The organism is Streptomyces actinomycinicus (assembly GCF_016741775.1).
GTDB lineage: Bacteria > Actinomycetota > Actinomycetes > Streptomycetales > Streptomycetaceae > Streptomyces > Streptomyces actinomycinicus.
On sequence record NZ_JAERRK010000009.1, the window covers coordinates 223,070 to 245,330 of the forward strand.

17 protein-coding genes are annotated in these 22,261 nt (G+C 73.0%); 10 read left to right on the top strand and 7 right to left on the bottom strand.

What is annotated here, in order from left to right; genetic code table 11:
- Positions 1-71: 71 nt before the first annotated feature.
- Positions 72-1,817 (bottom strand): malto-oligosyltrehalose trehalohydrolase, encoded by a 1,746-nt coding sequence (gene treZ / locus JK359_RS20255; RefSeq protein ID WP_201837512.1) that lies wholly within the window; start codon positions 1,815-1,817, stop codon positions 72-74.
- Between the two features lie 177 nt (positions 1,818-1,994).
- On the opposite strand from treZ, the gene JK359_RS20260 reads away from it, so the two are divergent.
- On the top strand, positions 1,995-2,546 hold the full coding sequence (locus tag JK359_RS20260) for an FHA domain-containing protein (protein WP_201837513.1): 552 nt from the start codon (positions 1,995-1,997) through the stop codon (positions 2,544-2,546).
- Between the two features lie 107 nt (positions 2,547-2,653).
- Positions 2,654-3,070: an SSI family serine proteinase inhibitor gene (locus tag JK359_RS20265; RefSeq protein ID WP_201837514.1), complete on the top strand. Its 417-nt coding sequence runs from the start codon at positions 2,654-2,656 to the stop codon at positions 3,068-3,070.
- 244 nt (positions 3,071-3,314) lie between these two features.
- On the opposite strand, the gene JK359_RS20270 is transcribed toward JK359_RS20265, so the two are convergent.
- Both JK359_RS20270 and lpdA read right to left on the bottom strand, forming a co-directional pair.
- Positions 3,315-4,565 (bottom strand): M14 family zinc carboxypeptidase, encoded by a 1,251-nt coding sequence (locus JK359_RS20270; protein ID WP_201837516.1) that lies wholly within the window; start codon positions 4,563-4,565, stop codon positions 3,315-3,317.
- Positions 4,566-4,701: 136 nt separating this feature from the next.
- On the bottom strand, positions 4,702-6,207 hold the full coding sequence (lpdA, locus tag JK359_RS20275) for a dihydrolipoyl dehydrogenase (protein ID WP_201837518.1): 1,506 nt from the start codon (positions 6,205-6,207) through the stop codon (positions 4,702-4,704).
- Between the two features lie 88 nt (positions 6,208-6,295).
- On the opposite strand from lpdA, the gene JK359_RS20280 reads away from it, so the two are divergent.
- Positions 6,296-7,237, top strand: coding sequence for a LysR family transcriptional regulator (locus tag JK359_RS20280; RefSeq protein WP_201837519.1), 942 nt, complete (start codon positions 6,296-6,298; stop codon positions 7,235-7,237).
- A gap of 131 nt (positions 7,238-7,368) precedes the next feature.
- On the opposite strand, the gene treY is transcribed toward JK359_RS20280, so the two are convergent.
- The 3 genes from treY to glgX form a co-directional block, all read right to left on the bottom strand.
- Complete coding sequence (treY, locus tag JK359_RS20285; RefSeq protein WP_201837521.1) at positions 7,369-9,738, bottom strand: malto-oligosyltrehalose synthase; 2,370 nt, start codon at positions 9,736-9,738, stop codon at positions 7,369-7,371.
- Between the two features lie 92 nt (positions 9,739-9,830).
- Entirely contained in the window at positions 9,831-11,300 is a 1,470-nt protein-coding gene (locus tag JK359_RS20290) for a M1 family metallopeptidase (protein WP_201837523.1), read from the bottom strand.
- Positions 11,301-11,424: 124 nt separating this feature from the next.
- On the bottom strand, positions 11,425-13,533 hold the full coding sequence (glgX, locus tag JK359_RS20295) for a glycogen debranching protein GlgX (protein ID WP_201837525.1): 2,109 nt from the start codon (positions 13,531-13,533) through the stop codon (positions 11,425-11,427).
- A 197-nt stretch (positions 13,534-13,730) separates the two neighbouring features.
- Between glgX and JK359_RS20300 the strand changes: the two genes are divergently transcribed.
- The 4 genes from JK359_RS20300 to JK359_RS20315 all read left to right on the top strand — a co-directional run bounded on the left by JK359_RS20300 (position 13,731) and on the right by JK359_RS20315 (position 18,124).
- Positions 13,731-14,546: a Tat pathway signal sequence domain protein gene (locus JK359_RS20300; RefSeq protein WP_201837527.1), complete on the top strand. Its 816-nt coding sequence runs from the start codon at positions 13,731-13,733 to the stop codon at positions 14,544-14,546.
- 53 nt (positions 14,547-14,599) lie between these two features.
- Positions 14,600-15,943 (top strand): copper amine oxidase, encoded by a 1,344-nt coding sequence (locus tag JK359_RS20305; RefSeq protein WP_201837529.1) that lies wholly within the window; start codon positions 14,600-14,602, stop codon positions 15,941-15,943.
- A 114-nt stretch (positions 15,944-16,057) separates the two neighbouring features.
- On the top strand, positions 16,058-17,296 hold the full coding sequence (locus JK359_RS20310; RefSeq protein WP_201837531.1) for a DUF5919 domain-containing protein: 1,239 nt from the start codon (positions 16,058-16,060) through the stop codon (positions 17,294-17,296).
- Positions 17,297-17,398: 102 nt separating this feature from the next.
- Positions 17,399-18,124, top strand: coding sequence for a 3'-5' exonuclease (locus tag JK359_RS20315; protein ID WP_201837533.1), 726 nt, complete (start codon positions 17,399-17,401; stop codon positions 18,122-18,124).
- Positions 18,125-18,155: 31 nt separating this feature from the next.
- Here the strand turns inward: JK359_RS20315 and JK359_RS20320 are convergent, their stop codons facing one another.
- The gene (locus tag JK359_RS20320; protein WP_201837535.1) at positions 18,156-19,019 is read right to left on the bottom strand and encodes a phosphotransferase enzyme family protein; all 864 of its coding nucleotides are present in this window, start codon (positions 19,017-19,019) and stop codon (positions 18,156-18,158) included.
- 180 nt (positions 19,020-19,199) lie between these two features.
- Between JK359_RS20320 and JK359_RS20325 the strand changes: the two genes are divergently transcribed.
- From JK359_RS20325 to JK359_RS20335, 3 genes are read left to right on the top strand one after another with little or no spacing between them, the layout of a single operon-like run.
- On the top strand, positions 19,200-20,132 hold the full coding sequence (locus JK359_RS20325; protein ID WP_201837537.1) for a carbohydrate ABC transporter permease: 933 nt from the start codon (positions 19,200-19,202) through the stop codon (positions 20,130-20,132).
- On the top strand, positions 20,129-20,962 hold the full coding sequence (locus JK359_RS20330) for a carbohydrate ABC transporter permease (protein ID WP_201837539.1): 834 nt from the start codon (positions 20,129-20,131) through the stop codon (positions 20,960-20,962). The genes JK359_RS20325 and JK359_RS20330 overlap by 4 nt, the downstream gene beginning before the upstream one ends.
- A complete protein-coding gene (locus JK359_RS20335; protein ID WP_201837541.1) occupies positions 20,962-22,236 on the top strand; it encodes an ABC transporter substrate-binding protein in 1,275 nt (424 codons plus the stop codon). The genes JK359_RS20330 and JK359_RS20335 overlap by 1 nt, the downstream gene beginning before the upstream one ends.
- Positions 22,237-22,261: the final 25 nt, after the last annotated feature.

A 22,261-nucleotide genomic window follows, 5' to 3' on the forward strand; every position in this document is an offset into this window, starting at 1 on the left:
CCGCAGCCGCCCGGCTGCAGAGCCGCAGCCCGTCCGCCGGCCGCGCGAGCTGCCGAGCCGGAGCCGCCCGCTCAGGGCTGCATGAGCACCACGCACGACTCCCCGGGCACCTGGAGCAGGCCGTCCCGGCCCGGTGCCTCGACCGGGTCCCAGGCGGCGAGCACCTCCACCCGGCCGGTACCCAGCGGGATCGCCGCCGGCTCCTTGCCCAGGTTCACCGCCACCCGCACGTCCCCGCGCCGGAAGGCCAGCCAGCGGGCGTCCTCGTCGTACGCCACCTTCGTGTCGGCGAGGTCCGGGTCCGTGAGGTCCGGCTGGGCGCGGCGCAGCGCGATCAGCTGCCGGTACCAGGCGAGCATGCGCGCGTGGGGCTCGCGTTCCGGCTCCGACCAGTCCAGGCAGGACCGCTCCCGCGTCGCCGGGTCCTGCGGGTCCGGCACGTCCTCCTCGGCCCAGCCGTGCGCCGCGAACTCCCGCCGCCTGCCCCGCCGTACCGCCTCGGCCAGCTCGGGGTCGGTGTGGTCGGTGAAGAACTGCCAGGGCGTGCCCGCCGCCCACTCCTCGCCCATGAACAGCATCGGTGTGAACGGCGCGGTGAGCGTGAGCGTGGCCGCGCAGGCCAGCAGGCCGGGGGAGAGGTGCGCGGCGAGCCGGTCGCCCTGGGCGCGGTTGCCGACCTGGTCGTGGGTCTGGCTGTAGCCGACCAGCCGGTGCCCGGCCACGTGGGCGCGGTCCAGCGGGCGGCCGTGCCGGCGGCCCCGGAAGCTGGAGTACGTGCCGTCGTGGAAGAAGCCGCCGGTCAGGGTCTTGGCGAGGGCGGTGAACGGGGCACGCGCGAAGTCGGCGTAGTAGCCCTGGGACTCGCCGGTCAGCGTGGTGTGCACGGCGTGGTGGAAGTCGTCGTTCCACTGCGCGTGCAGCCCGAGGCCGTTCCCCGCGCGCGGGGTGATGAACCGCGGGTTGTTCAGGTCGGACTCGGCGATCAGGAACAGCGGCCGGCCCAGCTCGTCGGCGAGCCCGTCCACGGCCGCGGACAGCTCCTCCAGGTAGTGGCACGCGCGTGTGTCGTACAGCGCGTGCACGGCGTCGAGGCGCAGCCCGTCGATCCGGTAGTCCCGCAGCCAGGCCAGCGCATTGCCCAGGAGGAACGCGCGGACCTCGTCCGAGCCGGGTGCGTCCAGGTTCACCGCCGTGCCCCACGGCGTGTGATGCGTGTCGGTGAAGTACGGTCCGAACGCGGGCAGATGGTTGCCCGACGGGCCCAAGTGGTTGTGCACGACGTCGAGGACGACACCGAGTCCGAGCGCGTGCGCGCGGTCGACGAAACGCTTCAGCGCCTCGGGGCCGCCGTACGGCTCGTGCACCGCCCACAGCGACACCCCCTCGTACCCCCAGCCGTGCCGGCCCGGGAACGGGCACACCGGCATCAACTCGACGTGTGACACGCCCAGTTCCACCAGGTGCTCCAGCCGCTCGGCGGCGGCGTCCAGCGTGCCCTCGCGGGTGTACGTGCCCACGTGCAGCTCGTACAGGACCGCGCCCGGCAGCCCGCGCCCCGCCCACCGGGTGCGCCATGCGTACCGCTCGTGGTCCACCACCGCGCTCAGCCCGTCCGGGCCGTCCGGCTGGCGGCGGGACCGCGGATCGGGCAGCACGGGACCGTCGTCCAGGGCGAAGCCGTACCGTGCGCCGTGCCCAGCCTCCGCCTCGCCCGTCCACCAGCCCTCGCGCCCGGGGTCGCGCTCCAACGCGTGTGTGCCGCCCTCGCAATGGAGCGTCACTCGTTCTGCCTGCGGTGCCCACACCTCGAACTGCACGGACGGTTCCCCTTCGTCTGCTCACCGTGATGTCCCGCGTCCTCCATCGTGCCGCCCACACGGTCCATCCGCTTTCGAATCCGCCCTTTGGCGGCAGGTGTCGTGCCGGTACCCGCCGGTTCGCACCGATTCCGCGTTTTCTGGACACCGGAGGTTCACTGACCGACAATCACCTCCGTGACGTCGTCCTTCGAGTTCTCCACGTACCCCGCGCGGTTGTCCGACGCGGAGCGTGACAAGGCGCTGCAGGTGCTGCGGGACGGCGTCGCCATGGGCCGGCTCTCGCACGACACGTTCGTGCGCCGCATGGAGCTGGCACTGGCCGCGCGCCGGTCCGACGAGCTGGCCGCCCTCGTCGCCGACCTGCCCCGGGAGAATCGCTTCTCCCGCGCGGTCTTCGGTACCGTCGAGGCCGTCTCCGGGTTCACCGTGCGGCTGCGGCGCGCCTGGCAGGCCGAGCGGCTGCCCAAACTGCTGCTGCCGCATCCGGCGCACACCCACCCGCTGCGCATCGGCCGCGACCCCGCGAACGGGCTGCGCCTGAACCACGAGACCGTCTCCCGGGTGCACGCCGAACTCCGCCGCCAGGGCAGCCTGTGGGTCCTGCGGGACCTCGGCTCCACCAACGGCACCACCGTCAACGGGCGCCGGGTGATCGGGTCGGTCGCCGTCCGCGAGGGCGACCAGGTCGCCTTCGGCCGGATGGCGTTCCGGCTCGCGGCGAGCTGAGGGCCGTCGCCGACGCGGTTCGAACTGACGGCCGCGCCCGCGCGGGTGCCGTCCCGATCGGGTGAGCCGGACTGTGGAAGGCGGTCCGCCGTGCCGATGCAACGGACATGACGCACATCACCAGAGCGACAGCGGCGGTCGGCGCCCTGCTGGCCGCCGCCGGTCTCCTCGCCGCCGGCCCCGCCCGGGCGGCCTCCCACGACAGTCTCCCGGGCAGCTGGCTCTACCTGACGGTCACCAGGGGCGACGCCCGGTCCAGCGACAGCAGTGGCACCCTGCTGCTGTGCGACCCGCCCCAGGGACATGCGCGCGCGGCCGCGGCCTGCGCCGAACTGGCCGCCGCCGACGGCCACATCGACCGCATCCCGGCCGCGCACGTCTTCTGCACGATGATCTACGCGCCGGTGACCGTCCACGCGCGCGGGCAGTGGAACAACCGGCCGGTCGAATTCCAGGAGACGTACACCAGTGCGTGCGTGATGAGGGCGCGGACCGGCTCCGTCTTCAGCCTGGAGGAGGGCTGACCGGCGCTCCGTGACGGGACGGCGTGACCGGGACGCGTGACGCGCGCCCGTGACCGGGGGAGGCGGCACCGCCGCCCGCCCCCAGCCCTGTCGTGCCGCCGTCGGCACGGTGGTGGATCTGGCTCGTGCCGCCGTCGGGACGGTGGTGGGTCCGGCTCGTGCCGCCGTCGGCACGGTCGTGGTTTCGGCTCGCGCCGCCGTCGGGTCGTGGATCCGGCTCGTGCCGCCCGCTCGCGCCGCCTGCTCACGCCGCCCGCTCCCGGGCCTGTTGTGCCGCCGCCAGCACGGTCCTGGACTGGTGCTCGACCTGGTTCTCCAGGGGCACCCAGCGGGCCCGGAAGCGCGCCGCGAAGGCGTCGCACCAGGTGGCGACGAGCTGCTCCAGCCGCGGTGCCGCCCGGTCGTCCGCCTCCCGCAGCACCCGCAGCAGCATCGCCGCGGCCCGCAGCGGCAACCGCCGCCCGAAGGCGTCCACACTCCCCACGTACGCCATCGTCGTGCCGGCCGGAGGCGTGTGGACCCAGTCCTCGGCCAGGCCCGGGATCAGCTCCAGCGCCCAGCGTGCGGCCCGCAGCAGCGGCCCGTCCCTGCCGTCCAGCCGGGGCAGCGCCTCGGCGAGGATCCGCTCCACCTCCCGGGAGTCCCGCAGCAGCCGCTCGGCCAGGCGACGGATGGCCGCTGCCGGAGCCGGGTGCGGCGCCGGGTCGCCCACCAGGTCGCTGGCCCACATCGGCACCTCCACCACGGCCGTCAGACCGCCGTAGCGGTGCGTGTGGTACCAGGTGCTGTGCCGGGCGTCGTCCGGCATGCTCGGGTAGGCCACCCCCGTCTCCGGGCCGGGCATCACGTGTACCCCGGGACCGGAGGCCGGCCAGCCCGCGGCGTCCGAGGCACCCGCCTCCACCGGAATGTGCAGTTCCGCCGCGGACTTGGCGAACGGTTCGGCCAGGCCCGGCACGTCCTTCGTCAACTGCACCCAGCTGCCGCCCAGATCGGTTCCGTGCAGCGTCACCTGGAGGTACGGGCGCAGTTCGTCGATCACCCCGGTCAGCGTCCGGGTCTCGGGCGGCAGCCGGTCCGGCGGCAGCACCGAGGGCGACCACTCCGGCTGCTCCGCACCCGTCGGCCGGTAGAACCCGAGGTGGTAGTCGAGCAGGCTGCGCGGCGCCGGGGTCACGTGCAGGCTCGCGCCGTCCGGGTCCGCGCACAGCAGGAAGTGCCAGGAGATGTCGGCCCGCAGTTCCCGCTCGGCCACCACCCGTTCGGCCAGCACCCGGAGCGTGCAGCCACCCGTGGGCTCGTTGGCGTGGGCACCTGCGACGACCAGGACCGCCCGCCGGGCGTGTCCCACCGACAGCAGGTGCAAGGGTCTTCCCGCGCGCGAGACGCCCACCTCGCGCAGCCCGCACAGCCCGGGTTCCTGAGCGGCCAACGCCTGAGCGCAGGCGACCAGTTCGGGAACGCTGGGGTAGCGCAGCTCCGGCAGGAGACTCACCCCCGACTAGTCCGCCCGGCTTCGCCCTCCCAGTGCCGCACGGGACGGGTGAACTGTCAAGCGTGCGGCGGGGGAGGCTACCGGGGGCGCCCGGACGCAGTTGCCGCCGGGGTCCCGGCCTCTGCGTGCCGTGGGTTCACTGCTGATGCAGGCCGCGTCCCGCGAGCGTCAGGAACACCTCGCCCACCGCCTCCGACAGCGTCGGGTGCGCGTGCACGTGCCGGGCCACGTCCGCCGGCTCGGCGTCCCAGCCGACGATCAGCTGGCCCTCGGCGATCATCTCCGACACGTGCGGGCCGACCAGGTGCACGCCGAGCACCTGCCCGCCGCCGGCCTCGGTCACGACCTTCACCACGCCGCCCTGACCGTGCACCATCCCCTTGGCCACGGCCGTCAGCGGCATCGAGTTCACCTCCACCTCGTGCCCGCGCGCGCGTGCCTCCGCCTCGCTCAGCCCGACCGAGGCGGTCTGCGGCGATGAGTACGTCACCCGGGGCACGGCCGCGTAGTCGACCGGGGCCGTCGGCTGCCCGGCCAGTGTCTCGGCCACCAGCAGACCCTCCGCGAACGAGGCGTGGGCGAGGCCGAGCGAGGGCGGCGGCAGCAGGTCGCCGACGACGTGGATGCCCGGCACGGCCGTCTCCAGCCGGCTCCAGTCCGCCGGTGCGACGAACCCCCGCTCGTCCGTCCTCAGGCCGGCCGCGGCCAGCCCGAGGCCCTCGGTCACCGGGGCCCGGCCGACGGCCACCAGCAGCCGCTCGGCCTCCACGGTCCGGGTCTCGCCCCGCGCGGTCCGTACGCGCGCGCGTACGCCGTCGTCCAGCAGCTCCGCGTCCAGCAGCCGCGCGCCGGTCTGCACGTCGATGCCCCGCTTCTTCAGGCCGCGCGTCAGATGCCGGCTCACCTCGGTGTCCTCCAGCGGCACGATCCGGTCGGCCGCCTCCACCAGGGTGACCCGCGCGCCCATGGACCGGTGGAAGGAGGCGTACTCCACGCCGATCGCGCCACCGCCCAGCACCAGCACGGACTCCGGCAGGCCCGGCGCGAAGAGGGCGTCGTCACTGGTCACCACGCGCCGCCCGTCGGGCGTGAGCCCCGGGAGCAGGCGCGGGCGCGAGCCGGTCGCGAGCACGAGCGCACGGCGCGCGGTGAGGTCCTGCGCGCCGGACACGGAGCTGCCGTACCCATCCGGTGTGCTGCTGCCGTGTCCGTGAGGCGCGTTGCCGGCGGGCACGGCCGGCGCACCCTCGGCACGTACGCCCTCCACCCGCACCGTGCGCGCGCCCGTCAGCCGTGCGCTGCCCCGTACGACCCGCACGCCCGCGTGCGCGAGATGAGCCTCCACCCCCTTGTGGTTGCGGCGCACGATGTCGTCCCGGGTCGCCACCAGCGCCCCCCAGTCGACGCAGTCCACGGTCGCTTTCACGCCCCAGCGCTCACGGGCCTCGGTGATCCCGTCGACCAGTTCGGCGGCGTGCAGCATCGCCTTGCTCGGGATGCAGCCCCGGTGCAGACACGTGCCGCCCACCTTGTCGCGTTCGACGAGGACGACGTCCAGCCCGAGGGAGGCCGCGCGCAGGGCGGTGCCGTAGCCGCCGGTGCCACCGCCGATGACGATCACGTCGGATGTGTTGATGGTCATGGCATCAACCCTCCGTCCATCCCTTGTCATGAGTCCAAGGCAATGTTGTTGTGGAGTCCATGCACGATCTTCATGGGGGGACGCGGCGTTGAGTCTGCGGCAGATGGAGTATTTCGTGACGGTCGTCCAGGAGGGGTCCTTCACCCGCGCGGCGGACGCCCTGCACGTCACCCAGCCCGCGCTCTCGCACCAGATCAAGGCGCTCGAGAGGTCGGTCGGCGGCACCCTGCTGGAGCGCCTGCCCCGGGGCGTACGCCTCACCCCGATGGGGCGCGCGTTCCTGCCGCACGCCGAACTCGCCGTCCGCAGCGCCGCGCAGGCCCGGCGCGCGGCTCGTGCCGCCGCCGGCGCCGAGGGCGGCGAACTGCACGTGGCGGCCCTGCACTCCGTCGCGGTCGGTGTCCTGCCCGACGTCTTCGCCCGCTGGCGCACGGCGCGTCCGCAGGTCCTGCTGCGCCTGCACGAGTACGCCACCGCCGAGGCCCTGGAGGACGCCGTGCAGCGCGGCACCGCCGACCTCGCCGTCGGCCCCGAGCCCCTCGGCCGGCCCGGCACCGTCGTCCGCCTCGGCGAGGAGGAACTCGTCCTCGTCGTGCCGTTCGACGACCGGTTCGCGGGCCGCACGACGGTCACGCTCCCCGAACTCGCCGACCGTCCCTGGATCCGGTGCGCCATGGAACCCGTGGTGCACGGCGAACGCTTCCTCGACTGGGCCTGCGGGAAGGCCGGGTTCCGCCCCCGGACCGCCGTGTGGACCGAGCACACGTCGACGGCCGTGCGCATGGCCGCCGCCGGTGTCGGGGTGTGCACGGCGCCGGCCCACATCGTGCGCGGGGCCGTCGGCGAGGACTGCGTGATCCTCAGCCCCGACCCGGCCTGGAGACGCGCCCTGGCCGTCTACGCGCGCGTACCGCCCGCCGGGGCCGCCGCGGCCTTCGTGGACCTGCTGCGCGCCACGTGGCCGGCCCTGAGGTCCACGGGGCCGTACGAGGAATGCGAGCCGGCCGCGACACCGGCACGGGGAACGTGAACGTCCCGCTCCCGCAGCCCTCCGCGCCGCTCATTCCGCCACGGCCCTCATCCTTCCGTGCCCTCAGTGCTCAGTGGCCTTCAGTGCTTCGCGGCCCTCAGTGCTCCACGGCCCTCAGTGCTCCGCGCCGCTCATTCCTCGGCGACCCGCTCCAGGAGCGCCACCGGCAGCCGGTCGAAAAGGTCCGCCACGCGCGCGTGGCCGGTGAACTCCCGCCCGGCGGCCAGCGCGTCCGCCCATCGCCCGGGCGGCAGCGGCAGCCGTGTCTCCTGCCAGCCGCCCGTCTCCGCGAGCCGCAGTGACAGCCGGGTCACCGCCGTGAGCACCTCACCCGAGCGTGTGAAGGCCAGGCAGTGATCGGCCGCCGGGCCCTCGGCGGACAGCGGGGCGTACGACGCGTCCGCCCCGAAGACGTCCGGCCGCCGGGCGCGCAGCCGCAGTGCCGCCGCCGTCAGCGCGTCCTTCTCGCCGGGCGCCTCCGGCGGGAACACCACCGGCCGCCGGTTGTCCGGGTCCACCAGCGCCCGGTACTCGCCCTCGGTGCCCTGGTACACGTCCGGCACCCCCGGCATCGTCAGGTGGACCAGCGCGGTGCCGAGGAGGTTGGCCCGGACGTGCGGGTCCAGCGCCTTGCGGAACGCGGCGACACGCTCACCGGCCGGCCCGCACGGCCCGGCGCCGACGAAGGCCGCCACCGCCTCCTCGTACGGCGGCTCCTGCTCCGTCCAGCTGGTGTACATGCCCGCCTCACGCGCGTGCTTGAGCAGCGCCTCCTGGACGCGTTCCTCCTGCGCCGGCCCCAGCCCGAACACCGTCTGCCAGGCCGCCCAGGCCAGTTGCCCGTCCGGCGCGCCCTCTTCGGCCGACGTCACCTCCGCCAGCAGCTTCGCCCAGCGGTCCGGGCACTCGGTGAGCACGGCCAGCGCCGCGCGCACGTCCGCGCTGCGCTTGGTGTCGTGCGTGGAGACGACCGTGCCGGTCAGCGGCCAGTCGCGCTGCACGCGCGTGCAGTACGCGTGGAAGTCCTCGGGGGACACACCGGGGCTGCCGGGGTCGCCGCCCACCTCGGCCGCCGCGGGCAGGGGCACGTAGCGGTAGAAGGCCGTGTCCTCGACCGACTTGGCGCGCAGTGCCGAAGCGGTCTGCGCGAACCGGGCGCGGAACTCCACCCGGTCGGCGTGGTCCGGCGCCGACTCGTCGCCGGGCGGCTCGACCAGCAGCCGGCGCACGATGCCGACGGCCTCGGCCTCCTCGGGCACCACGAAGGCGAGCCGGGCCTCCTCGGCGGCCTCCTCGGTGATCACGGCGGAGGCGTCGCCGGAGGCGTACGGCCGGTAGACGCGCAGCCGCACCAGCAGCTCCTCCACGGCCGTGCGCAGCGCCCAGGGGGCACGGTCGCGCAGCGCCAGGTCCGGCGAGGCGGCGCACAGCCGGGCGGCCACCCGGGTGAGCCGGTCGGTCTCCGTGGCGAGTTCGTGCGTGAGCACCTTGTAGGCGGCACGCCGGACCGTCGCCTCCCAGTTGCCGCCGCGGTCCGTCTGCGGCGCCGCGAACGCCCGGTAGCGGCCCAGCAGCTCGTACGCCCCGGTGCGGTCCGTGAACAGGCCGTCGACGTGCCGCAGCGCGTCGTAGCCCGTGGTGCCCGCGACCGGCCAGGAGGCGGGCAGCTGCTCGCCGTCGGCCAGGATCTTCTCCACGACCGTCCAGCGCCCTCCGGTCGCCTCGTGCAGCCGCGCGAGATAGCCGTCCGGGTCGGCGAGCCCGTCGGGGTGGTCGATGCGCAGCCCGTCGAGCACGCCCTCCGCCAGCAGCTGGAGGATCTTGGCGTGCGTGGCGTCGAACACCTCGGGGTCCTCGACCCGCAACCCGATCAGCTCCGAGATGCTGAAGAACCGCCGGTAGTTCAGCTCGGTGCGGGCCAGCCGCCACCACACCGGGCGGTACCACTGGGCGTCCAGCAGCCGCGGCAGCGGCAGCTGCTCGGTGCCGGCGCGCAGCGGGAAGACGTGCTCGTGGTAGCGCAGCACGTCACCGTCGGCCACCAGGTGCTCCAGCTGCGTGCCGACCGGTCCGCCGAGCACCGGCAGCAGCACCTGGCCGCCCTGTGCCTCCCAGTCGATGTCGAACCAGCGCGCGTACGGCGAAGCGGGCCCCTCGCGCAGCACCTCCCACAGGGCGTGGTTGTGGCGCGGCACCATCGCCATGTGGTTCGGCACGATGTCCGCCACCAGGCCCAGGCCGTGCTCCCGCGCGGTGTGCGCCAGGGCGCGCAGCCCGTCCTCGCCGCCCAGTTCCTCGCGCACGCGCGTGTGGTCCACCACGTCGTAGCCGTGCGACGAGCCGGGAACGGCCTCCAGGACGGGGGACAGATGCAGGTGCGAGACGCCGAGCGACGCCAGGTACGGTACGGCCGCGGCGGCCGCGGCGAACGGGAACGCGGGCTGGAGCTGCAGCCGGTAGGTGGCCGTGGGCACCCCGGGTCCGGGTCGCGCAGAAGTCATGGGAACCTACGTACCCAGCTAGGCGCGTTTCGTGTCATCGCCGGCCGCCCCGCTCGGCCAGGTGGCCCGCGCCCCCTTACGGCGCCCTTCCCTCACATCCGGGGCGGTTTGCCCCTGCCGAAGAGCCAGACGTCGAACAGCCCGGTCAGGTCCTTGCCGGACTCGGCCTCGCACAGGGCGATGAACTGCCGGGTGTCGGCGTTGCCGTGCCGGTGCTGCCGGGTCCAGGTGCGGAGGATACGGAAGAAGGTCCTGTCGCCGACGGCTTCGCGCACCTTGTGCACGACCATGGCGCCGCGTCCGTAGACGGGCGGGTCGGAGACACGCGCCGCGCTCGGCGGATCGCTCGGCGGGAAGGCCCATATGCCTTCGCTCTCGGGGTCCCTGCCGTCGTAGAAGTCCGCGAAGGTCTCGCCGGTGTCCCGGTCGCCGTGGTCCTCCTCCCACAGCCACTCCGCGTAGGTGGCCAGGCCCTCGCTCAGCCACATGTCCTTCCACGCGCGGGGGGTGACGGAGTCGCCGAACCACTGGTGCGCCAGCTCGTGCACGAGCAGCACCTCGTCCGGCGCCTCGTCGAAGTACGGCTTGGTCTGGGTCTCCAGGGCGTAGTCCAGCCCGGGCAGGTGGTCGACGACGGCACCGGCCGAGGAGAAGGGGTAGGGGCCGAAGCGCTTGCTCGCCCAGCCGACGACCTCGGGCACCGCGTCCACGACGCCGGCGGCGTCCTCGGACTCCTCGGGGTCGACGGCGACGTAGACGGGCAGGTCGTCGTCGGTCCAGCCCTTGTGTATCTCGAAGTACCCGACCGAGACGTGCGCGAGGTAGGAGGCCATCGGCTCGTCGGTGCGCCAGTGCCAGGTCACCGCGCGGCCCTTGTCCTCCTGCGACACCAGCGTGCCGTTGGCGACCACGTCGTAGGGGTCGCCGTCCTCGTCCTTGGGCACCGTGACCGTGATGTCGTACGTGGCCTTGTCCGACGGGTGGTGGTTGCCCGGGAACCAGGTCGTGGAGCCGGTCGGCTCGCCCAGGGCGGTCGCACCGTCGTCGGTCTCGATCCAGCCCTCCCGGCCCCCGTCGTCGCCCCGCAGCGTGCGGGGGGTGCCGTCGTAGGTGACGACGGTGTCGAAGGTTTCGCCCTTGCGCACCGCCTTCGCCGGCGTCACGATCAGCTCGCCGCCCCTGCGCGCGACGCGCGCCTCGGCCCCCCGCACCGTGGCGGCACGTACCCGCAGCCCCGTCAGGTCGAGGTCGAAGCGGCTCAGGTCCCGGGTGGCCCGTGCGGTGACGACGGCCGTGCCCTTCAGGCGGTTGGTCCCGGGCGCGTAGTCCAGCGTCAGCCCGTAGTGCACGACGTCGTAGCCGCCGTTGCCGAGCGAGGGGAACAGCCGGTCACCCACGCCGGCCGCGCCCGGCCCGGCGACCGGGGCGGCACCGTCCCCGGGTGCGGAGCCGGTGCAGGACGCCGTCACGGCCAGGAGGAGTGCCGTGGCCGGAGCCCAGCGGGGCAGCCGGCCCGGGGCGGCCGGGCGGGGCCGGCCGTTGTTCGCTGTGCGAGGTTCCATCTCGTGTCTCCCGTCGAACGCAGGACGCGAGAGGTCAGAAACCCTGCACTGTCTCTTGGTTGCCTCGAAGGCCGTAAAAGTTTCTTCGCGTGACGACTCCTCGCAGGGTGGAACGCCGGATTCGCTACGCCGGCCGCTGCAGCACCGTCAGACTGCGGTCCGGCAGGGTGATCCGCTCGCCGGCGGCGACCTTCGCCCCCGTGCCCGGCGGCACCCCCTCCGGGCGGGCGGTGTCGACCACCACCTGCCACTGCCGGCCGTGGTTGACCGGCACCAGGAACTCCAGGGGTTCGGGTGAGGCGTTGAACATCAGCAGGAACGAGTCGTCGCAGATGCGCTCCCCCCGCGGGCCCGGCTCGGAGATCGCGTTGCCGTTGAGGAAGACCGACAGCGCCGACGCCTGCGCCGAGTTCCAGTCGCGCTGGGTCATCTCGCCGCCCTCGGGAGTGAACCACGCGATGTCGGACAGCTCGTCATGGGTGCCCTCCACCGGCCGGCCGTGGAAGAAGCGGCGCCGGCGGAAGACGGGGTGGTCGCGGCGCAGCCACACCATCGCGCGCGTGAACTCCAGCAGGTCGTGCTCGCCCTCGGGCCACCGCACCCAGGAGATCTCGTTGTCCTGGCAGTAGGCGTTGTTGTTGCCGCGCTGGCTGCGGGCGAACTCGTCGCCGTGGCTGATCATCGGCACACCCTGCGACAGCATCAGCGTGGCGACGAAGTTCCGCATCTGCCGGGCGCGCAGCTCCAGCACCCCCGGGTCGTCGGTGTGGCCCTCCGCCCCGCAGTTCCAGGACCGGTTGTGGCTCTCGCCGTCCCGGCCGTCCTCGCCGTTGGCCTGGTTGTGCTTGTCGTTGTACGCCACCAGGTCGTGCAGGGTGAAACCGTCGTGGCAGGTCACGAAGTTGATGGAGGCCAGCGGGCGGCGGCCGTCGTCCTGGTAGAGGTCGGACGAGCCGGTCAGCCGGGAGGCGAACTCGGCCAGGGCGCGCGGCTCCCCGCGCCACAGGTCCCGGACGGTGTCCCGGTACTTGCCGTTCCACTCGGTCCACAGCGGCGGGAAGTTGCCCACCTGGTAGCCGCCCTCGCCCACGTCCCACGGCTCGGCGATGAGCTTCACCTGGGAGACCACCGGGTCCTGCTGCACCAGGTCGAAGAACGACGACAGCCGGTCCACCTCGTGGAACTGGCGGGCCAGGGTGGCCGCGAGGTCGAAGCGGAAGCCGTCGACGTGCATCTCGGTCACCCAGTACCGCAGCGAGTCCATGATCAGCTGGAGCACGTGCGGGGACCGCATGAGCAGCGAGTTCCCGGTGCCCGTGGTGTCCATGTAGTAGCGGGGATCGTCGGTAAGGCGGTAGTACGAGGGGTTGTCGAGGCCCTTGAAGGAGAGCGTCGGACCGAGGTGGTTGCCCTCGGCGGTGTGGTTGTAGACGACGTCCAGGATGACCTCGATCCCGGCCTCGTGCAGCGCCCGGACCGCCGACTTGAACTCCAGGACCTGCTGGCCGCGGTCGCCCCAGGAGGCGTAGGCGTTGTGCGGGGCGAAGAAGCCGATCGTGTTGTAGCCCCAGTAGTTGTTCAGGCCCATGTCGACCAGCCGGTGGTCGTTCACGAACTGGTGTACGGGCATCAGCTCGAGGGCCGTCACGCCGAGCTTGGTCAGGTGTTCGATGACCGCCGGGTGCGCGAGCCCCGCGTACGTCCCCCGCAGTTCCTCCGGCAGGTCCGGGTGGCGCATGGTCAGGCCCTTCACATGGGCCTCGTAGATCACGGCGTGGTGGTAGTCGGTGCGCGGCGGCCGGTCGTCGCCCCAGTCGAAGTACGGGTTGATCACCACCGAGGTCATGGTGTGCGGCGCCGAGTCCAGGTCGTTGCGCCGCTCCGGGGCGCCGAAGTGGTAGCCGTACACCTCCTCGCCCCACCGGACCCGCCCGCTGACCGCCTTGGCGTACGGGTCGAGCAGCAGCTTCGCCGAGTTGCAGCGCAGCCCGCGCGCGGGGTCGTACGGGCCGTGCACCCGGAACCCGTACCGCTGTCCGGGCATCACGCCCGGCAGGTACGCGTGCCGGACGAACGCGTCGCTCTCGCGCAGTTCCACCGCCGTCTCCGAGCCGTCGTCGTGCAGCAGACACAGCTCTACTCGGTCCGCGGCCTCCGTGAAGACCGCGAAGTTGGTTCCGGCGCCGTCGTAGGTGGCGCCGAGCGGATACGCCTCTCCAGGCCAGACCTGCATGGATACGACTCTCCCAGGTGTGCCGCGCGTCCGGGGGGTGTTGGCCCCCGAGTCTTGTCCGAAACCGACGCAACCTCCCGCCGTTCATGAACCTCTTACCCATCGACCAGTGCGCACGGCGGTTCTGGTACCCGCCGTGCGCCGAACCAGCGGGGCACCTACGTACTCCCGGGGACCAGGGGGAGCAGGGGGAAGAAGTGCGCGAGAAAGTCCACCGCCATCTGGGCAAAGTCCTGGCCGGTGCGGCCCTCGCGGCGGTGGGGACCGCCGCGATGGTCGCGGTCACACTGCCGGGTTCCGCGGGGGCGGACGAGTCCGGCGGGTCCGGGAACGGTGGTACGCAGGCCGCCCAGCGGTCGGGGCAGGGACCGGACGCCGTCCCGCCGGGTGTCGTGGAGCAGGCGCCCGCCGACGCGGAGCAGGGCACGGGCCGTGACCCGCTGACCGGCGACGAGACGGGGCGGGTCGAGCGGATCGCCCTGGCCGGGCAGTTGTCGGCCACGGCCCGCGACGTCGACGGCGGCCGCGGTCCGCAGCGCCTGAGCGTCGACCTCGCCGAACCGGAGGCCGCCGAGGCCGACGACCCGGACGCGCCGCGCCGGGCCGACGTGACCTTCTACGACTACAAGACCGACACGCTCGTCACCAAGACCGTCAACCTGAAGACCGGGAAGGTCGAGCACACCGGCACCCAGCGCGGTGTCCAGCCGCCGCCGAGCCGCGCCGAGAACACCGAGGCGGCCAGGATCCTGATCGCCGGCCCGCTCGGCGCGGGCCTCAAGGCGGACTACAAGGACGCCACCGGCAAGGAACTCACCTCGCCGGACCAGCTGGAGCTGACCGGTGGCGTCTACGAGGCCTCGCCGGGCGCCCAGCCCGCGGTGCTGGACGACTGCGGGGTGCACCGGTGCGTCCGGCTGTTCTCCAAGGTGAAGAACGGACCGTGGATCGACACCAGGGACCTGGTGATCGACCTGAGCGCCCGCAAGACCGCCGCTCTCGACCGCAGCTGACGGGCCGCAGCCCGCCTTCCCACCCGAACCTCCGGCAAGGGAGTCACCTCTTCATGCCCGAAAAGCACCTGCCCGGCGCAGTCCGGCCGCGAGCCGCCGGCCGTGCCGCCCGCAAGAGCGCGGCCGTCGGACTGACCCTGGCCGCGCTGGCCGCCGGCGCCACGACGGCCGCCGGTCCGGCCGCGGCCCGGCCGCAGACCGCGCCCGCGGCCGCCCCCGGCTGCAGCGCCGCCTACCGGATCGAGCAGAAGCTGTCCACCGGAACGACCTGGCGCATGTGCTGGCGCTACGACAGCAAGGCCGGCCTGGTCCTGGAGAACGTCTCCTACCAGCCCAAGGGCGAAGCCAAGCCGATCAAGGTCCTCAACAGCGCCAGACTCGGCCAGATCCACGTGCCGTACGACGACGGCAAGCACGAGTACTCCGACCTCACGGGCCAGGACTTCGCGCAGGAACTGCAGGAGCTGGCACCCGGCGAGTGCCCCGGCGGCACCATCAAGACCGTCCGCGTCCCGGACGGGGACCCGCGCCACCCGAACGTCAAGGGCCTGTGCACCACCACCCGTTCGCGGGGCCACGCCTACCGCATGCACGACTTCCAGTCGGACAAGGCGTACCAGGAGCAGGGCAAGGACCTGCTGGTCTACACGGTCAACCAGGTCGGCTGGTACGAGTACATCACCGAGTGGCGCTTCCAGGACGACGGCACCGTCCACATGAACGTCGGCGCCACCGGCAGCCTCTCCTGGGAGGACTACAACGCCCAGGACGGCCGCGGCTGGCCCATCGGCAAGGGCGCCAGGGACTACTCCACCAGCCACAGCCACAACGTCTTCTGGCGGCTGGACTTCGGCCTCGACGGCTCGTCCCGGACGAAGGTCGAGCAGTACGACTCGACGGTCAGTGCGCCCTCCGGCCGTCAGGAGGGCCCGACCGCCAGGACGACCCGCACCAAGGTGACCAAGGAACTGGCCGGCGACTACAAGACCTACCGCTGGTGGCGGGTGGTCAGCGCGACCGGCAAGAACAAGGACGGGCACGCGCGTTCGTACGAGCTGGTCCCCGGGCCCACCACCCGGTACCCGGGCCGTAGCTACACCAAGCACGACATGTACGTCACCGAGTACAACAAGTGCGAGCTGTTCGCCAGCAACAACCCCCTGTGCGCGCAAAACTACCCGAAGTCCGTCGACAAGTGGGTCGGCGGCCAGTCCCTCACCCACCCGGTGGTCTGGATGAACGTCGGCTTCCACCACATCGCCCGGGACGAGGACCAGCAGCCCATGCCGGTGCACTGGCAGGGCTTCTCCATCGCCCCGCGGGACGTCACGGCTATGAATCCGCTCACTCCCAAGGATCTCGCATGGCAGAACGGTCACTGGGAATGGCGTAGTTGAGCCGAGGAGTCGGGAAACCGACCTGTCCATCCGGCTGCACCGCCGACCGCTTGCGGAGTACCCTTCCTTGATCGTTGAGACGGGGAAGGCCCGGCGGTGGAAGGCGGTGCACGGGTGGGCTCGGGAGGGCTGGAGCTACCTCCTGGTGACGAGGGTCACGAGGGGAACTCCACAGACGTCCCGCCCGGCGCGGTGTCCCTGGCCCGGCCGATGGACGCGGGTTCCATCGGGCCGGAGCTGGACTGGGACGCCGACGCCTGGCGTGAGGTGCGCACCCGCGCCCAGCGGGCCGGCCGGGCCTACATCTGGCTGAACCTCGTCGAACAACGGCTGCGCGCGGTCGTGGCCGCCGTGCTGCGCCCCATCTACGAACCCGTGCACGGCGACGAGTGGGTGGTGGCCGCGGCCGGGCCGGCCGGGCAGGAGTGGGTGCAGCGCGCGGTCGCGGTGCGCGAAGTGAGCCGCCGCAAGGGCTACTTGCTCGACCCGGCCGACGACAACGTGCTCAGCTTCCTCACCCTGCCCCAGCTGCGCGAGCTGATGGTGCAGCACTGGCCGTGCTTCGAACCGTACTTCGACGAGCGCCGGGACCTCGAACTCGCCCTGGACGAGCTGGAGGTCACCCGCAACGTCGTCTCCCGCAACCGGGCCCTGTCCGAGGCGGTCCTCGGCCAGGCCGAGCGGGCCTCGGCCCGGCTGCTGGAGATGCTGGGCGCGGGCGGTGACGTGCCCTCCGCGCGCAGGCTGCCCGCCGACGCCGTGGAGGACCTGGTCGGCGACCGGTACGCCGACGTCGTCGCCGTCCACTCCGACCGGGTGCGGCTGCTGCGCCAGTTCCCGGCCGAGGACATCTTCGGCGGTGCCCGCCGCCTCGACGCCATCGGCATCGGTCTCAACCTGCTGGTGCAGAACTTCTCCGGGCGGCGCCTGGTCCGGCTCGCCGAGTCCGGCTGCCGGGTACGGCTGCTCTTCCTCAACCCGGCCTCCAGCTCGGTCAAGCGCCGCGAGCGCGAACTCGGGATGAAGCGGGGCGAACTGGGCCGCTCGGTCGAGATGAACATCCTGCACATGCGCCGGGTGCGGTCCCGGCTGCGCGACCCGGGTGCCTTCGAGATCCAGGTGTACGACGAGACGCCCCGCTTCACCGCCTACCTCGTGGACGGCGACGGCGCCGACGGTGTCGCCGTGGTGCAGTCCTATCTGCGCGGGGCGCGGGGGATGGAGTCGCCGGTCCTGGTGCTGCGCAACGGCAGCCGGCTGGTCAAGGCGGACGAAGTGGGCGAATCCGGGCTTTTCCCTACATACCGCGAGGAATTCGAGCTGACCTGGGCGGATTCGCGTCCGGTGTCCTGAGCCGTTCCCGCGCGGAAGCGGAAGGTGGCCCTCGGATTGTCAGTGCCGCGTGCGAAGGTGGAGCCCACTGGGGGAAAGCACCACCAAGAAGGGGGGCCGCCCATGGGCTGGCACCGGGAGCTGCTGATCGGCTTCGACCTGGAGACCACCGGGACCGATCCGCACGAGGCGCGCATCGTCACGGGTGCCGTGATCGAGGTCAGGGCCGGTGAGCCCATGGGACACCGGGAGTGGCTGGCCGATCCCGGCGTGGAGATCCCGGCCGACGCCGTGGCGGTGCACGGCATCAGCAACGAACGCGCGGCCGCGGAGGGCCGCCCGGCCGACCAGGTGGCCGACGCCATCGCCGACGTCCTGGTCTCCTACTGGACGACGGGCGTTCCCGTCGTCGCCTACAACGCGGCCTTCGACCTCACCCTGCTCTCCGCCGAGCTGCGCCGCCACGGCCTGCCGTCCCTGGCCGACCGGCTGGGCGGCGCCCCCTGCGGCCCGGTCATCGACCCTTACACGATCGACCGCCGGGTCGACCGCTACCGCCGCGGCAAGCGGAACCTGGAGGCGGTCTGCGCCGAGTACGGCATAGTCCTCGACGCCGCCCACGACGCCTCGGCCGACGCCCTGGCCGCGGCACGGCTCGCGTCCGCGATAGCCGACCGCCACCCGAAGATCGCGTCCCTGGGCCCCGCGGAACTGCACCGGCGGCAGATCGAGTGGTACGCGGACTGGGCGGCGGACTTCCAGGCCTTCCTGCGGCGCAAGGGCGATGCGGAAGCCGTGGTGGACGGCACGTGGCCGCTCCGGGGCCTGACCGAGACTCAGCCCGTGTAGGTGCCCGGGCCGGCGCCGGGCGCGCCGTCCGTCAGAACGGGTACCAGCGCACGCTGTCGTCCCCGTCCCGCAGCGAGGCCACCCGCCGCCGGAACTCGGCCAGTGCCTTCGGGTTGCTCGGCGCGTGCTGGGCCACCCACGCACAGCTCGCCGTCTCCCGGGCGCCCCGCAGCACCGCGCAGCCCGCCCACTCCCGCACGTCCCAGCCGTACGCCTCCGTGAAGGAGCGGTACGCCTCGCCGGGCAGCCCGTACCGGTCCAGGGAGAGGGCCAGGACCACCAGGTCGTGCTCGCGCAGGTCCGAGGCGAAGGTCTCCAGGTCGACCAGGACCGCCCCGTCCGGCCCGACATGCACATTGCGGGGCAGCGCGTCGCCGTGGACCGGACCCGGCGTCAGATGCGGGGTCAGTGCCGCCGCCTGTGCCGCGAAGCCGTCGCGGCGCTCACGCAGAAAGGCCGCGTCCCCGGGGTCGATCGCATCGCCCGCGAGCCGCAGCCAGCGCTCCACACCGCCCAGCAGATCGCGGGGCGGCAACGCGAAGGGGGGAGCGGGGAGCGCATGCACGGCTCGCAGCAGTCCGGCCAGGTCCCGGGCCTCGGCCGGCCGTACGGGTTCGGGCAGCCGGTGCCACACGGTCACCGGGTGGCCGTCCACCAGCAGCGGCTTCGGCTCGGCGGCCCGCACCGCCGGGACGCCCGCCCCGGCCAGCCAGCCGGCGACGGCCAGTTCGCGTTCGGCCCGCGCCAGCAACTCGGCGTCGCGGCCCACCTTCACCACCAGGTCACCGGCGGCGAACACCGCGTTCTCACCGAGAGCCAGGAGCCGGGCGTCCCGGGCCGGGCCCGGCAGCACTCCCGCCGCGGCCAGTACCTCCCGCGCGCGTGCCTCGTCCATCGTCGTGCCTCCGTGCCGTCTTCCGGTGCTGTCCGTGGGCCCACCGCGCGTGCCGGGCGCGGGCGGTGTCCGGCCAGTCTCGCATTCGCACAGGTCGGCCGCCGTGCACGCTCCCTTGACGAGCCACCGGGCCTTTACGACCATGAACACGCCAACCGGAGCGGCGAAGGGGCTGATTCCGTGACCTCAGTTGCCGGGGCGGAGGCGTCCGCGACGGCGGCGCGGCGGCCCGCCGGTGCCCGGACCGCCGGGCACGGTGCCTGGTTCCTGGTGCTGCCCGCGCTCGTCCCGATCCTCCTGATCAGCGCCGGCCCGCTGCTCTACGGCATCCTGCTGGCCTTCACCGACGCCCAGTCCGGCCGGACGGGCACCACCCGCTGGATCGGCGCCCTCAACTTCCAGGACCTGCTGCACGACACCCTCTTCTGGGAGTCGTTCCGGATCGGACTGGTCTGGGCGGTCGGTGTGACCGTGCCCCAGTTCCTGCTGGCACTCGGCCTGGCCCTCCTGCTCGACCAGGACCTGCGGCTGCGCGGCCTGGCCCGGGCCCTGGCGATCGTGCCGTGGGCGATGCCCGAGGTCGTCGTCGGCATCATGTGGCGGCTCGTCTACAACCCGGACGCCGGCGTCCTCAACGAGACCCTGCGCGACCTCGGTCTCGGTGACGGCAGGGACTGGCTGAGCGGCCTGGCCACCGCACTGCCCGCGGTGATCGTCGTCGGCGTCTGGGCGGGCCTGCCGCAGACGACGGTGGCCCTGCTCGCCGGCCTGCAGAACGTCCCGCGCGAACTCCACGAGGCGGCCGCGGTCGACGGCGCGGGGGCCTGGCGCCGCTTCCGCGCGGTCACCTGGCCCGCGCTCAGACCGGTGGCCCTCGCCGTCACCGCGCTCAACCTCATCTGGAACCTCAACTCCTTCGCCCTGGTCTACGTGCTCACCAGCGGCGGCCCCGGCGGAAAGACCCGGCTGCCGATGCTGTTCGCCTACGAAGAGGCCTTCCGCTACGGCCAGTTCGGCTACGCGGCGGCGATGGGCTGTGTGCTCGTCGCGGTGGTCTCCGTCCTGCTCGCGGTGTTCCTGGCCGGCCGGCTGCGGGGCGGTGACGCGACATGAGGCCCCGACGCGCGGCCCGCGCCGGCCAGTACGCAGCCCTGCTCGCGTATCTGGTCTTCCTGGCCTTCCCGCTGCTGTGGCTGCTGTCCACGGCGCTGAAGTCCCCGCGCGAGCTGGGCAGCCTGCACCCGGCGTGGATCCCCCGTCACCCCACCCTGGCCAATGTCCGGCAGGCCTTCGACGAGCAGCCACTGGCACACGCCGCCCTCAACTCCCTGCTGGTGGCCGTCGCGACCGCCGTCGTCGCCGTGGTGATCGCCACCCCGACGGCCTACGTCATGGCCCGGCAGCGCACCCGGCTGGCCCGGGCGGCGACCGGCTGGGTGGTGGTCAGCCAGGCGTTTCCCTTCGTACTGGTGATCATCCCGCTGTTCCTGGTGCTGAAGGGCCTGCGACTGATCGACTCCCTGACCGGACTGGTGCTGGTGTACGTGGTGTGGGCACTGCCGTTCGCGCTGTGGATGCTCACCGGTCATGTGCGGGCGGTGCCGGCCGAACTGGAGGAGGCGGCGGCCGTCGACGGGGCCGGGCGGGTGAGGACCCTGGTGTCCGTGACGGCACCGCTGCTCGCGCCCGGAATCGCGGCGACGGCCCTGTTCGCGTTCGTCACCGCGTGGAACGAGTTCTTCTTCGCGCTGGTGCTGCTCAAGAGCCCGGGGAAGCAGACCCTCCCCGTCGTCCTCACCCACTTCATCGGCGCGGAGGGCGTGGCCGATCTCGGACCGCTGGCCGCGGCCGCGTTCCTCGCCACGCTGCCCTCCGTGGCCGTCTTCGCGCTCCTCCAGCGGCGGATCACGGGCGGCCTGCTCGCCGGGGCGGTGAAGAGCTGATGCGGACCCTTCTCAAGGTGCTCGCGGTGCTGCTGCTCCTGGCCGGCTGCTCGGCACCGGGGCACCGCGAGGGCGGGCCGGTCACCCTGCGCTTCCAGTCCCTGGCCTGGCAGCAGGAGTCCGTCGCCGCCAACAGGGAGCTGGTCGAGGAGTGGAACGCGACCCACACGGACGTCAAGGTCGAGTACGTCCAGGGAAGCTGGGACAGTGTGCACGACCAGCTCCTCACCTCCTTCGAGGGCGGTGAGGCGCCGGACGTCGTCCACGACGCCTCCGACGACCTGGCCGACTTCGCGTACGGCGGATACCTCGCCGACCTGAGGGGCCTGCTGCCCGGCAGGCTGAAGTCGGACATACCGTCGAGCAGCTGGGGCACGGCCACCTTCGGGACCGGCGTCTACGGGGTGCCGTTCCTCCAGGAGCCCCGGGTGCTGATCGCGAACTCGGACCGGCTGCGCGCGGCGAAGGTGCGCATTCCGACGCCCGGACACCCCTGGAGCTGGGAGGAGTTCCGGCAGGTCGCCAGGCGGCTCAGCGGGCCCGGCAGGTACGGCGTGGCGTGGCCGCTGAAGGAACCCGTCTCCGCCACGCTCAACCTGTCCCTGTCGGCGGGCGGGCGGCTCTTCCACCGGGACGCGGACGGCAAGACGGTCGTACGCTTCACCGACGGGGACGCGGTCGTGCCCCGTACCCTCCACGACCAGGTCGCCGTCGACCACAGTGCCCCCGCCTCGACACTCGGCAGCGGCGGCGCGGACACCCTGCCCGGCTTCTTCGCCGGCCGGTACGCGATGGTCCCGCTGGGCTTCTCCTACCGCCAGCAGATCGTGCAGCAGGCTCCCGAGGGCTTCCACTGGGAGGTGCTCCCCGCCCCGGCCGGTGCCGCGGGGCTCATCCAGGGCGTCAGCCCGCAGACCCTGTCCGTCTCCGCCGACTGCCCGCACAAGAAGGAAGCCGTCGCGTTCATCGACTTCCTGCTGCGGCCGCGGAACATGGTCCGTCTCGCCCTCGGTGACTGGATGCTGCCCACCGGCACCCGGGCCCTGAAGGATCCGGCGCTGCACACCACGAAGTACGGCTGGGCCACCGGCACCGCCCTCGCGGCCCGGCTCCGCCCGGCGCCCGCACAGTCCGTGCGCGGCTACCCCGAGTGGAAGGACAAGGTGGCCACCCCGGCCTACCAGGAGTACTACAGCGGCGCGATCGGCCTCGCCGAGCTGCGCAGCCGCCTCGAGGACGACGGCAATCTGGTGCTGGCCCGCTACCAGCGCTGAGGAGTCCGGTCCGGGGACGGCACAA